Here is a 13,349-nt window from a genome sequence, read left to right on the forward strand (position 1 = left end):
GGATAAGGGGAGGTTGTGCGGGCATCAGATAACGCCCTCTTCAACGGGGTGCGGGGCGGGCTGGCGCTCGAGGGTTTGCGCTACTTCGAGCAGGCTGGCGGCGCCGAACAACTGGCCCATGGGCAGTTCCACACCGATGCGGCAGCGCAGCATTTCGAGAAAACGCGTAGCCAGCAGGCTGTCGCCGCCCAGGCGGAAGAAATTGTCGTGGCGCGACACGCAGGGCACGTTGAGCAACTGCTGCCACAGCTCGGCGACCAGCTGTTCAGTGGCGCTCAACGGCGTTTCATCCAGCGTGGGGCGTGAGTGGGCAGCGGCGGCCAGCGGCGCGAGCAAGGCGCGGCGATCGACCTTGCCGTTGCTGCTCAGGGGCAGGCGATCGAGCACCAGGATCTGTTCCGGGCGCATATACGCGGGCAGGCACTGCTCCAAGTGCAAGGCCAGCACTTCGGCGCAGGTGCTGGCAGCGACGGCGGCGAGCAAGCGCTGGTCCGCGACCAACGCCACGGCCTGGTTCACGCAGGGGTGACGGGCCAGGGCCGCTTCGACTTCGCCCAGCTCGATGCGATGGCCGCGCAGCTTCACCTGGGTGTCGGCGCGGCCGAGGAATTCCAGCAAGCCGCCGGGGTGGTAGCGGCCCAGGTCGCCGGTGCGGTACCAACCGTCGACGAAGCGCTCGGCATTCAATTGCGGCGCATGGCGGTAGCCACGGGCGACGCCGGCGCCGCCGATCCACAACTCCCCCGTGACCCAGTCCGGGCAGTCGCGGCCAAGGGCGTCCACCACGCGGTAAGCCTGGTTCGCCAGTGGCACGCCATAGGGGATCGAACGCCAGCCCGGCAGCGGTTGCCGTACCTCGAAATGGTTGGACCAGATCGCCGCTTCGGTTGCGCCACCGAGGGCGATAAAGCGGCAGTCCGGGGCCTGTTGCCGCAGGCGTTGCGCCAGGTCGAGGCCAATCCAGTCGCCTGACAGCAGCGCCACCTTCAGCGCCAGGGGGTGCTGCTCCACCGCGTTGGCTTCGAGCAGCATGTCGAGCAACGCCGGCACGCTGTTCCACAGGCTTACGCGGTGGTGTTGCAGGGCCTTGAGCCAGGCACGGGCGTCGCGGCGCTGCTCTTCATCAATCAACACCAGGGCGCCGCCCACCGAGAGCAGGCCGAACAGGTCATACACCGACAGGTCGAAGTCCAGCGCCGACAGCGCCAGGCCACGGTCCGAGGCGTCGATGCCGTAGCCGCGGTTGATCTCGGCCACGGTGTTCATCGCGGCGCGATGGGTGATTTCCACGCCCTTGGGCTGGCCGGTGGAGCCTGAGGTGTAGATCACATAGGCCAGTTGGTCGGCGCTCACGGGCAACGGCGCGTGCAGCGGTTCGGCGCTTTGCGCCTGGGACGGCTTGAGGTGCTTGACCCCGGGCAATTGCGGGTCGTGCTCGGCGAGGATCAGGCTGACGCCGGCCTGTTGCAGGATGCGCTGGCAACGCTGTAGCGGTTGGTCCACACCCACTGGCAGGTAGGCCGCGCCCGCTGCCAGCACCCCCAGCACACTGGCGATCTGTTGTGGTCCCTTGGCCAGGGACACTGCCACCAGATCCCCGGCTGTCACGCCCGCGTCCAGCAGGCTGCGGGCGATGCGCAGTGCACGTTCGGCCAGTTCGCCGTAGCTCAGGCTGCCATGCTCGCCCCACAACAATGCCGGGCGTTGCGGGGTTTGCTGTGCGTGTTGAAAGAAACCCTGGTGCAAGGTCGGGTCACCCGGTACGCCGGGACCGGGGGCATTCAAGCGGGCGCGCAGTTGGGCCTGGGCCACCGGCAGCAGGTCCGGCGGGGCGCTGTCCCAGGGGTGTTCGGCGAGCCAGTGGAGGCTGCCCAGGTAGGCATCGAACATCGCTTCGACGAGGTCGTCGGGGAACAGGCCGACCACCCGGTCCCAGTTCAGGGCGATGCCGCCGTCGGCTTCCACCACCTGATGGTCGAGCCACACTTGCGGGGTTTGGGTCAGGCCGAAGACCTGCCTGGCGAACGGGCCGTCCACCGGCGCGGCGGTGCCATCGGGCACGCCCAGGGCGCTGGTGAATACCACCGGCATGCTCACCTGTTGCTCGCCGCTGTCCCTCGCCAGTTGGCGCAACAGGCTGACCGAACCGACGCAGCGGTGCTCCAGGGCTTCGCCCAGATGCTGCTGGGTGCGACGTGCACGGTCGAGCCAGCGTTCGCCCGCCACGGGCTCATAACCGAGCAGCGTCAGGGAGGTGAAATCGCCCATGACCTGATCGATCTGCGGATGCACCGGGCGGCGATCGAACAGCGTGAGGTTCAGGCTCAGGTCCGGGCGCGCACTCCAGCGGCCCAGGGTTTCGGCAAACGCACAGAGCAGCACTGCCGAGGCGGTCAAGCCATGCTGCTGGGCCTTGGCCAGAATCGTTTGCCAGGCATCCGTCTTGACTTGCCCTTGCAGGCGCTCGAAGCGTGGCCGGCCCAGACTGGCAGGGTCGGCCGCCAAGGGCAGTTGCGGGTGCGGCGGCAATTGGGGCAAACGTGCCTGCCAGAAGTGTTGCGCGGCGTGCAGTTCGGCAGGCTGCACACCGGCCTGCAGCTGATAGTCGCGAAACGACAGTTCCAGCGGCGCCAGGGCCAGCGTCGGCTGGCGATACAGCGCGTCGAGTTCGGCGTAGAAGCGCAGGATGCTCAGGGCGTCGAGGATCAGGTTGTCCAGGCTGATCGCCAGCCGGGTGTGTCGGCCCTGGGTCACCGCCTGCACATCGAACAGCGGCCAGTGGGCAGGATCGAACACGCGGTGGGCACAGTGTTCGCGCAGGTCCTCGATGCAGGCGTAGCCTTGGCCGATCACGAAGGTGGGCACCTGAGGAAGGATGCGCGCCTGGCCGCTTTGATCGAACACTGCGCGCAGCATTTCATGGCGTTCGATCAGGCGCCCGAGTGCGTGTTGCAGGCGTGGCAGGTCGAGGTCCGCGACGTCGTATTCGCGGTAGAAGTGGCAACTCACACCGCCCAGCACCAGGCTTGGATCGCGGCCCAGCCAGTAGGCTTGCTGCACCTCGGTGATGGGGAAGGGCGCATGGCGCTGGGCGAGGTCCGGCATCAGGGTGCGCGGCGGCTCGGCCTGGGCCTGTTGATGCAGATCGGCGCAAAACTGTGCCAGCACCGGCTGGGCGAATACCTGGGCGATGCGTGCGCCGCCCACGCCTTGCTCGGCCAGCAGGCGCACCAGGCGCGTGGCGCTCAGGGAGTCGCCGCCCAGGGCAAAGAAGCTGTGCTCACGACAGACTTCGCCACAGCCGAGCAACTGCCGCCAGGCGTGGGCGACCTGTTGTTCGATGGGCCCGCAGGGCTGCGACAGCTGGCTCGGGGCGCCGCCGCCGTGTTCCGCCAGCCAGCCGTTGAGGACCTTGCGATCCACCTTGCCATTGGTCGTCAGGGGCCATTGCGCGCAGCCCAGGATCAGGCTGGGGATCATATAGGCCGGCAGATGCTCGGCCAGGCTCGGGAACGCCAGTTTGGTGGGCTGCGCCGGGCCGTGCGCCAGGCGCACCACCGCCGCCAGGTGCTGGCCGGCGAGCAGCGCCACTGCCTGCTCGACGCCGGGGCAGGCCAGCAGCGCGTGTTCCACTTCACCGGCTTCGATACGGTAGCCGTGCAGCTTGAGTTGGAAGTCGGTCCGCCCAAGGAACTCCACCGTACCGTCGGGGTGGTAGCGCGCACTGTCGCCGGTGCGGTACCAGCGCAGGCCCTGGTACTGCACAAAGCGTTCGGCACTGCGCAGCGCATCGCCCCGGTAGCCCTCGGCCACCCCGGCACCGCCGATCCACAGTTCACCGGCCACCCAGTCCGGGCAGTCATGGCCGTGCGGGTCGACAATGCGCAGGCTGACGTTATCCAGTGGCTTGCCGTAGGGCAGGCAATGCCAGTGCAGCGCCTGGCCGGGCACGACTTCGAACAGCGTTGAGTGAATCGCCGCTTCCGTTGCACCGCCCAGGGCCATGAAGCGGCAACCGGGGGCTTGGGCCCACAGGCGCGGCGCCAGCTGCGGCGCGACCTTGTCACCGCCGAGCAAGACAGCGCGCAGGGGCAGCGGCGCGTCGGCGCAGCCGAGCAACATGTCGAGCAGCGCCGGCACGCAATTGAGCACGCTGGCGCGGTGCTGCACCGCCAGTTCGCGCCAGCGTGGCGCGTCGCGCTGAGCGTCGGGCTCGATCAGGATCACCGCCGCACCGCAGGCCAGCGGGGCAAACAGGTCGAATACCGACAGGTCGAATTCCAGCGCCGAGAGTGCCAGGACCCGGTCATCGCGGTTGAGCTGCAAGCGCCGTTGCAGGTCCTCCAGGGTGTTGGCGGCGGCGAGATGGCTGATTTCCACGCCCTTGGGCTCACCGGTGGAGCCGGAGGTGTAAAGGATGTAGGCCAGGTCGCTGATTGCACCGGGGCGGGGTGCTTGCAATGGGCTGGCAGCGTCCGGCAACTGGGTAAGCAGCAAGCGCGCACCGGCGGCCTCGCAGATTTTGCGGCAACGTGCGGCAGGCTGGTCGATGCCGATGGGCAGGTAGGTGGCGCTGCACGCCAGGATGCCCAGCACCGCGATCACCTGTGCGGGGCCTTTGGGCAGTTGCAGGGCCACCACGTCACCGCGCTTCACGCCTTGGCCTTCGAGATAGGCCGCGACGCCCAGGGCACGCTCGGCTAACTCGCCATAGGTGATGGCCTGATTGCCGTACAGCAATGCCGGCAGGGTCGGGGCCAATTGCGCTTGGGTGAAGAAACCTTCGTGCAGGCGCTCGACCGGCAGCGCGGCGGGCTGGCCCTGGGCGGCGCTGCGTACGCCAAGCTGACTGGCGGGAATCAGCGCCGGCACCGCCTGATCCCAGGCCGCGGCGTCATGGCACAGGCGCTGTAACAGGCCGGTGTAGGCGTCGAACAGCCCATCCAGTACACCCTCGGCAAACAGCCCTTCACGGGCATCGAGGTTGACCAGGATGCCGCCGTCCAGTTCGGTGACCTGGGCGTCCAGCCATACCTGCGGGCCCTGGGAAATGATCCACGCCGGCTGGCCGAAACTCTCCTGCACACCCTCGGCGAACAACTCCCCCAGGCCCAAGGCGCTGGTGTACACCACCGGCGCCAGTACTTGCTCTCCGCGATGGCGCGACAGTTCGCGCAACACTTCAAGCCCGGAAAACGCGCTGTGGGCCGCGTCACCATGGAAGCGTCGTTGTAACGCTGTGGCTCGGGCGGCAAAGGTGCCGGACACACGGCCATCCCAGGCCAGCAGGATCGACGAGGTGAAGTCTCCGACCAGGCGCTCGACATCGGCATGCAACGGCGTGCGGTTGAACAACGGCAGGTTGAGCAGCAGTTCGGGCGCCTCGCACCAGGCCGCCAGGGCCTCGCAAAACACCGCTGCCAGGGCCATGGCCGGGGTGAGGGCGTGCTCGCGGGCATGGCGCTCAAACGCCTGGCGCTGGGACGGCGATAACCAGTGGTGACGGCGGCGCACCTGGCCTTCATCACCCTGGGGCTTGATCGGCAGGCGTGGGGCACCCGGCAATGCGTCCAGGCGCTGCAACCAGTAATCGCGGGCTTGGCGATGGCGCTCACGCTGCTCAGGGCTGGCCTGTTCCTTGCGCAGGTCGGCCAGGTAGCGGGGGAAGCTGTAGTCCAGCGCGGGCAGGGGTTGTTGGCGGTACAACTGCACCAGGTCGCCCAGCAGGGTGCGCAGGCTCAGGGCGTCGGCGGCGAGCATGTCGAGGTTCAGGTGCAGGCGTGTGCCCTGGGGCAACAGCGATAGCTGGATGTCCAGCACCTGGCCGTGTTCCACCGCCAACTGGCGATGGGACAACTCGGCGCGCAAGGCCTCCAGTTGCTGTTGCAGCTGTTCGGCATCGGCCTGGCGCAGGTCATGCACCTTCAGCCCCGGCCATGGGCTGTGGGGCAGGATCTGTTGGCGGCCATCGTCGAGGAACTGCGCCCGCAACATCGGATGGCGGGCCAGCAAGGCCTGCACCGCGGCTTCCAGGCGGCTTGGGTCAACGTCGTGGCCGTCGAATTCGTTATAGAAGTGCGCGGCCACACCGCCCAGCGCTTGGCCAGGGGCGCGGCCGATCCAGTAGGCGTGTTGCATGGGCGCCAGTTCGAAGGGCAGGCCGTCGTCCGCACTGTGATTGGCGGGGGCCGGAGCGACGCGGGCGGTCTCAAGCAGCGTCAGCCACGTGCACAGGCGTGGGTCGGCTACCAGCTCGGCGAAACGCGCGGCCAGGCCCTGGCGCCGCCATTGGCCGGCGAGACGGATCAGGGTGACTGAATCCAGCCCCCATTCAATCAGGTTGGCCTCCAGGGGAATCTGTTCGGCGGGCTGGCCCAGGGCTTCGGACAGGGAACGGCGCAGCAGGGTTGCGGTTGAGGTGCTGGGAGTGGCCATGGCTCAACGTCTTCTCATCGCTAGGGCCCGGACCGGGGTTGGCCCAGGCGCTGGGGGCAGGTCATTGTGTGGAAGCAGATGCTAGTCATTCTCATTGTGACGACTACCCGGATCGAATCGTTTTTGCCCCGTATCCGTTTGCCAGACGCGGGTTCTGGCGTGACGGCGGTGGGACATAACGCTGATCACTGAGCGGGATACGGTTGGAAAATGACTTGAATCGGGTAGAACCGCGTTGCCGGCCTTGACTACCGTCGCTCGCCGCCCTTTTGCAGGGCTTGTCCTTGATGGAGTTGTGGATGTCAGTCGATTCAGGTTTACAGGTGCGCGGCTTGTGCAAGCGCTACAACAACGGTGTCGAGGCGCTGCGCGGTGTGGACCTGAGCGTAGGGCCGGGCATGTATGGCTTGCTTGGCCCCAATGGCGCAGGCAAGAGCAGCCTGATGCGCACCCTGGCGACCTTGCAGCAACCGGACGCCGGCAGCATTCACCTGGATGGCGTGGATGTGTTAGCCGATGCCGAGCATCTGCGCCGTCGGCTGGGTTACCTGCCACAGCAACTGGGGGCGTACCCGGGGGTAAGTGCGCGGGATCTGCTCGATCGGTTTGCCTGGCTCAAGGGGCGTACCGACACCCGCCAACGTCGCGAAGAAGTGGAGGGCCTGCTGGCCAAGGTCAACCTGCAAGACGCCGCGCACCGGGCGCTCGCCACGTATTCGGGGGGCATGTTGCGTCGCTTCGGCATCGCCATGGCCCTGATCGGCTCGCCGCGTTTGCTGATTGTCGATGAGCCCACCGCGGGCCTTGACCCGGCCGAGCGCAATCGCTTTCACCGGGTACTGGCGGACGTGGCGGCCGAGTCCATCGTGTTGCTGTCGACCCATATCGTCGAAGACGTCGAGAACCTGTGCAGCCGCCTGGCGGTACTGGCCGGTGGGCGGATTATTGTCGAAGGCCGCCCGGCGGATTTGCTCGGTGCCGAGCAGGGTCGCCTGTGGGAGGCGTCGTTTGGCCGAGGCGAGCCACTGCCCGCCGCCTTGCACGTAGCCGCCAGCCCCGCCGGTAGCCGCGTGATCGTGCACGGCGAACGCCCGGCCGATCCGCGCTTCACCCCTCACGCGCCGCGTCTGGAAGACATCTATTACCTGGCGTTGGCCCAGGCCGGTGAGGCGCTCGAGGCATGAATACCTTTGTTCTGTTGATGCGCGAGGCCTGGGTGGAAGCCCGCGCAGGGCTGCGCAGCGGTATTCCGTTACTGGTGTTCCTGGGCCTGACCGGTTATTTGCTGATGTCCCTGGCCAATGCCGACTACGTGCAGAAAATGGGCGCCAGCGACATTGCGCGCAACGCGCCGAGCCTGATCTACCTGATGTCCTGCGGGTGCATGTTCTTTCTGTTTTTCGCCTGGGCCTGGGTGTTCGCGCAACCGGCCTTGCGCGACCGCAAGGCGCAGTTGGAAGAGGTGTTGCTGGCTTTACCGCTGTCGCTGCCTGCGCTGCTGTGGGGACGTTTTATCGGCGCGGCGCTGGTGGGCGGTTTGCTCGCCAGTTCGCTGATCGTCGGCTTCCTGGTCAGCCCGGTGCTGGGCTGGCTCGGCTGGGTGCCGGCCGCCAGTATCGGTGCGCCGATGTGGTCGGCCCTGGGGTTTGCCTGGGTCGCCTTGCTGTTGCCAGTGAGCACCGGGATCGGTGCGTTGTATTACCTGCTGGCGCTGCGCAGCCGTGGCCTGGCGGCGCCGTTCGGGTTGGCGACGGTGTTGATGCTTTTGTGGATGTTTGCCGTGGTGGTGCTCAAGGGCGGGCATATCAACCCGCTGCTGGCCGCCAGCCTGGACCCGTCATTGTTCACCTTTGCCCAGGCCCAGGTGGAGACCTGGAGCGCCGCGCAAAAGTCCCAATCGCTGCTGGCCTTGACGCCGGGGTTCTGGCTTAACCGTGTGTTGTGGTGCGCAGTGCCGCTGCTGTTGCTGGCCGTCGTATTGGCCCGCACCACGCGTCAGGGCTTGATGGGCAAGCGTAGCGGGGCCGTGTTGGCCGAGCCGCCGATGCTGCTGGCGATCGGCGTGACCTTGCCTGGCCCCCTGGTGCGCAGCCAATGGCCGCGAGCCCTGTGGTGCGAGGCGCGTTGGCAGGTACGCCAGCTGTTTGCCCGGCGCATCTGGTGGGTGGCCCTCGGATTTCTGTTGGTGATGGGCGTGCTCAGTGGATTTGTCCACGGGGTGTGGCATGCCCGTGGGCCGATGGTGCCTCGAGCGGACCTGACCCTGCCGTTGCTGTCGAGCGCGTTGTTCCTGGTGATCGCCTTTATCGTCGCGGCCCTGGTCGGGCTGGTGTGCCGGCGCGATGACGTCGAAGGCTTTGGCGCGATGTTGCAGGCGACCCCGGCCCCGGCGTGGCTGCGCCTGTTGGGGCGGGTGGCGTGTGTATTGATGGCGACGCTGGTCCTGGCGTTGGTGCCGGGCCTGGCCAGCTTGCTGATCAGTGCGATGGCCGCCCCCGAAAGCCTGGCGCCGGGTTTTGTGCTGGTCTATCAGGCGCTGGTATTCGCGCCACCGCTGGTGGAGCTGGCGATGCTCACGGTGCTGGTGCATGCGCTGGTTCGCCGCTCCGGACTGGCGTACGCCACCTCGATGCTGCTGACGTTTTTCCTGGTGCTCAACCATGAGTTGGGGCTGGTGAGTTACCCGCTCTATGCCATGGCGATCCCGGCGCATGTGGGGGTTTCGTTGCTGACAGGATGGGCGCCATGGCTGGGGTTTCTGGCCACCTTGGCCAGCTGGAAACTCGCCGGTTGCCTGGTGTTGCTCGCGGTGGCGGCACTGGCCTTGCCCCGTGGGCCGGAGCGCCGTCGGCTGAGTGATGTGCGCCGCGGTTTGCTTGGCCTGCCGGGTGCGTTGCTGGCCTTGGGCATCGTCGGCTTGCTCGCCAGCGGCCTGCTGTTGCAGCGGCATCTGGTGGAGCAGGGCGATTACCAGTCCGTCGCCGAGCAACGTGCCGAACGTGCCGACTGGGAACAGCGCTGGCTGCCCGGGGCGAGCGCCTGGCAGGTGGCGGGTGGACAGTTACAGGTGCAGGTTGATTCGGCGGCGCGGCAGGTCCTGGGCCAGTGGACGTTGGATGGGGTGGTCGCTGCCCATCTGGACGCTGAGTTGCCGCCGGGCCTGCAGGTGACGGCGGTCAGCGTGATGGGGCGAGCGGTCGCGTTTGAACAAGCAACCGCGCATCTGCGTATGCCTTTGCAGGGTTGCGCAGCGAGTGGTTGCCAGGTGGTGTTGAACTGGACGCTGAGCGCTGACGGCTGGCCTGCCGAAGGCGAAGCGTTCTGGCTTGGGCCCCAGGGCGTATGGCTGGAAGCGCGCCGCATGGTGCCGCGCCTGGGGCTGGACAGCGAGCGACTGTTGCGTGCGCCGGCCCAGCGCAGCGAAGCCGGTTTGCCGGTCGCGGTGCCCCGGTTGCCAAGGGGGGCTGAGGTGGCGGTGGATGCCGTAGCACCGGCCGGACACTGGCAATGGCAGCTTGAGGTCGATGGCCAGGCCTTGACCGGCAGCAGCCTGGGCCCACTCGACTTCGGCTATGCCACGCCGGTTCGCAAGGATGCCAGCCGTGAGCACACCGCCCGTGAAGTGCAGGAAGACTTGGACCTGATGAGTGCCTGTGTGGCGCGACGCCTGGGCAGCCGCCCCAGCGTCGAACACCTGAGCCAGTGGCCGGCCGGCATGGGCGCCAGCCGCTTGAGTCACCGCCATCTGCTGCTCAGCCAGTCGCCCAATTGGGACGTGGCGCCAGCAGGCGTCGGGCGCTGGACGCGTCGCGCCCATATTGCCGAACTACTCGCCCGCCGCATGTTGACCGACGCCAGCGACCTGCGTCAGGCACCCGGTTACCTGTGGCTGAGCCAGGGTGTGGCGGGGGCGCTGGGCCTGCTGTGTGTGGAGGATGCCGATGGCGCTGACGCCCGGGCCACGCTGGTCAAGCTGATGGCCGATGACCTGACCCGCGCCCTGGGCAACGACGGCGAGCCCGTCGGCATCCTGGCCGATGCCCGCGAACAAGGCTGGGCCGCCAGCTATGCCGCGCTGGTCAGCCTCGACTGGGTCGCCGCGCAAACCCCCGAACACCTCACGGCGATGACCGCCGACGTCCGTCACGGCCAGGGATGGCCCGCCGCGATCCAGGGCCTGCTGGGCGCGCCCTCCGATCCGGCGATTGCCGCCGCGCTCAAGCGCTGGGGGCCTGCGCAATGAAGTTTGAATCATCCCTGTCTTTTGGAGCTTTGCCATGACATCTGAACTGTCTATCCAGCCGCTGCGTCGTCCTCTCGGTTGGCGGGCCAACGTATTGACCCAAGCCATGGCGCTGACCTTGTCCAGCCAGATGTGTGCGGCCTATGCCGCTGACCATCAACCGGCCGCCAGCGCCGAGACCATCGAGCTGGCACCGGTGACGGTGAGTGCCCGATTGAATCAGGAAAGTGCCAAGGACATTCCGTTCGGCCTTTCGGTGCTCGATGGGCAAACCCTGGAGACCCGCCGCCTGCGCACCCTGGAAGAGGCCTTGCGCACCACGCCGGGGGTGGATGTGAACTCCTGGGGCGGCGCCAACGATGCCAATGTGCGTATCCGTGGGGTCGGCTCGCTGAACCAGATGAGCATGGACGACGGTTCGGTGGTGCTGAACGTGGACGGGGTGCCGATGTCAGTGCGCAACGCGGCCATGGCCACCCTCGACGTGCAGCAAGTGGAAGTGCTCAAGGGCCCCCAAGGCACGCTGTTCGGGCGTAACAGCGAAGCGGGGGCGATCAACGTCACCACCCGCAAGCCCACTCGCGAGCTGGAAGGATATGTGCGCGGCGAAGCGGGCAACCAGGGCCAGTTCATGACCGAAGGCGCAGTGGGCGGGCCGCTGACCGACTCCCTGGCCGGGCGTATTGCGGTGCGGCGCAGCGGCTTTGATAACTGGGTCGACGACCAACAGGACGGCGACCCCCTGACCAAGCCACGCGACCTGGCCCTGCGCGGCAGCCTGCTGTGGGACAACGACGAAGACACCACCGGCCTGCTGACCGTCGAGCGCCAGCGCGCTGACCACTATGCCGGCTCGGAGATCCTGCGGCCATTCGGCAATCGTCCCAGCCTCGACTACACCCCCGGCACCTTCGATAGCAACAAGAAGACCAACGAGCGTTATTCCTTCGAGCTCAACCACGACCTGGCCCAGGCCCGGATCACCTCGATCAGCGCCTACACCAGCACCGACTTCAAGGCGATCAAGGGCTATGATCGCAACATCACCCAGGCGTTGTACGGCCAACCCTTCGAGTACCTGGTCGAAGACGCGGCCCATGAGCGGGTCTGGAGCCAGGACCTGCGCCTGGGCTCCCTGGCGGATGCCGAGGTGTTCTGGGTGAGCGGGGTGAACCTGTCCCGTTCAGAGCGCAGCTTCGATTCCACCAACTTCACCAACGGCGCCAGGCAGATGCGCGACTTCACCACCAACAGCTATGCCGCCTACGGCGAAGTAACCTTCCCGATTGCCGAGGATTGGAAACTCACCACCGGCCTGCGTCACACCTGGGACCGCAAGACCTATGGTGCCGACTACAGCAGCGGCGGCAACCAGGTCAGCGACAGTCGTCGCTTGCAGGACGACTACAACACCGGGCGCGTGGCCCTGAGCTACGCATGGACGCCGCAGACCAACCTGTATGCGGTGTTGTCGCGGGGCTATAAGTCGGCCGGGTTCAACGATTACGCCACCTCAGTCAAGGACAGCGAGCCTTACAAGGCGGCCAAGGTGAACTCCGCCGAAGTCGGCTTCAAGCATGAAAGCGAAGGCGGTGCGTTGAGCCTGGAAGGCGCGTTGTTCATCACCCGTGTGCAGGATGACCACCTGTTGGGGTACGACTTCAAAAGCATGGCAGTCAGCGCTGTGAATGCCGACACCCGCAGCAAAGGCGCTGAGTTGTCGAGCACCTGGCACGTCACCGATGAGCTGACCCTGGGCAGTGCCATCAGCTACACCAACGCAGTGGTCACCTCGGACGCGCCGGGGGTTTCCGGCGGTGATGTGGCCAAGGGCAGCCGTGTGCCGGATGTGCCGTTGTGGAGTGGCAATTTCAGCGTGGCCTGGAACAAACCCCTGGGTGAACTGCTGGGCTTGCCCGCGCCGCGCTTGAACACCTTGCTCAACTACCGCGTGCAGAAAAACCGCCCGGCTGATCCGCAGAACCACTATGACCTCCAGGGTTACGCCAAGTTGGACTTGCACCTGGGTGTGGAGAGCGGTGGCTCGGAAGTTTATTTGTGGGGCGATAACCTGCTGGATGCACGGTATGACCTGTATGGCGCGTACTCCACCGACACGGTGCTGACCGGGATGCCGGGGCGCGGACGTTCGGCGGGAGTGGGGTATAGCTACCAGTTCTGAGGTAGCCACTCGGTGCAATGTGGGAGGGGGCTTGCCCCCGATGGCGGCCTGACAGTTGACCAGGATGTTGGATCAGACCGAGTACATATCCATTATTTAGGTAACGGCCACTATTGGTTCCGCTTTTACAGCGGGTCACTTTGAAAAGCGCAAAGTAACCAAACGCTCTTGCCCCACCACTCGGCACCTCGCTCAGGCTCGGTGTGCCCGTAATCCGCCATGGATTTGGGGGGCCGCCGCCACGCGCCATCCATGGCGCGGGGCGGCTAAACCGGCATCCCTGCCGGTTTACCCCCCAGATCCCTGTCGAATTCCGGCCAGCGTGGTTTAACGGGGCGCCTAAGATCAAGATCAAAAGCAGATCAAGATCAAGAGCGGCTCGCTGCGCATCGTGGTTACTGACGGTGGCTACGTAAGAGTCGTGTAGATACTCATGCCAAGATGAGGGAGTGTCAGTGAACACATCTGAGGCTGACACACCGCCATCGG

The 13,349-nt window shown here is 66.5% G+C and carries 4 protein-coding genes; 3 read left to right on the top strand and 1 reads right to left on the bottom strand.

Features of this window, described 5'->3' with window-relative positions; all coding sequences use genetic code 11:
- Nucleotides 1-24: 24 nt before the first annotated feature.
- Nucleotides 25-6,435, bottom strand: a complete 6,411-nt coding sequence (locus tag TU73_RS12340; protein ID WP_057012427.1) for a non-ribosomal peptide synthetase — start codon at nt 6,433-6,435, stop codon at nt 25-27.
- 299 nt (nt 6,436-6,734) lie between these two features.
- Here TU73_RS12340 and TU73_RS12345 point away from each other — a divergent pair, with 299 nt between their 5' ends.
- Genes TU73_RS12345 through TU73_RS12355 form a run of 3 tightly spaced genes read left to right on the top strand, consistent with a single transcriptional unit; the run spans nt 6,735 to nt 12,860 of the window.
- Complete coding sequence (locus tag TU73_RS12345; RefSeq protein WP_046072145.1) at nt 6,735-7,619, top strand: ABC transporter ATP-binding protein; 885 nt, start codon at nt 6,735-6,737, stop codon at nt 7,617-7,619.
- Nucleotides 7,616-10,678: an ABC transporter permease gene (locus TU73_RS12350; protein ID WP_057012428.1), complete on the top strand. Its 3,063-nt coding sequence runs from the start codon at nt 7,616-7,618 to the stop codon at nt 10,676-10,678. Before TU73_RS12345 ends, TU73_RS12350 begins: the two co-directional genes overlap by 4 nt.
- Nucleotides 10,679-10,712: 34 nt before the next feature.
- Nucleotides 10,713-12,860: a TonB-dependent receptor gene (locus TU73_RS12355; protein ID WP_057012429.1), complete on the top strand. Its 2,148-nt coding sequence runs from the start codon at nt 10,713-10,715 to the stop codon at nt 12,858-12,860.
- Nucleotides 12,861-13,349 lie beyond the last annotated feature (489 nt).

The organism is Pseudomonas libanensis (assembly GCF_001439685.1).
Taxonomy (GTDB): domain Bacteria; phylum Pseudomonadota; class Gammaproteobacteria; order Pseudomonadales; family Pseudomonadaceae; genus Aquipseudomonas; species Aquipseudomonas libanensis.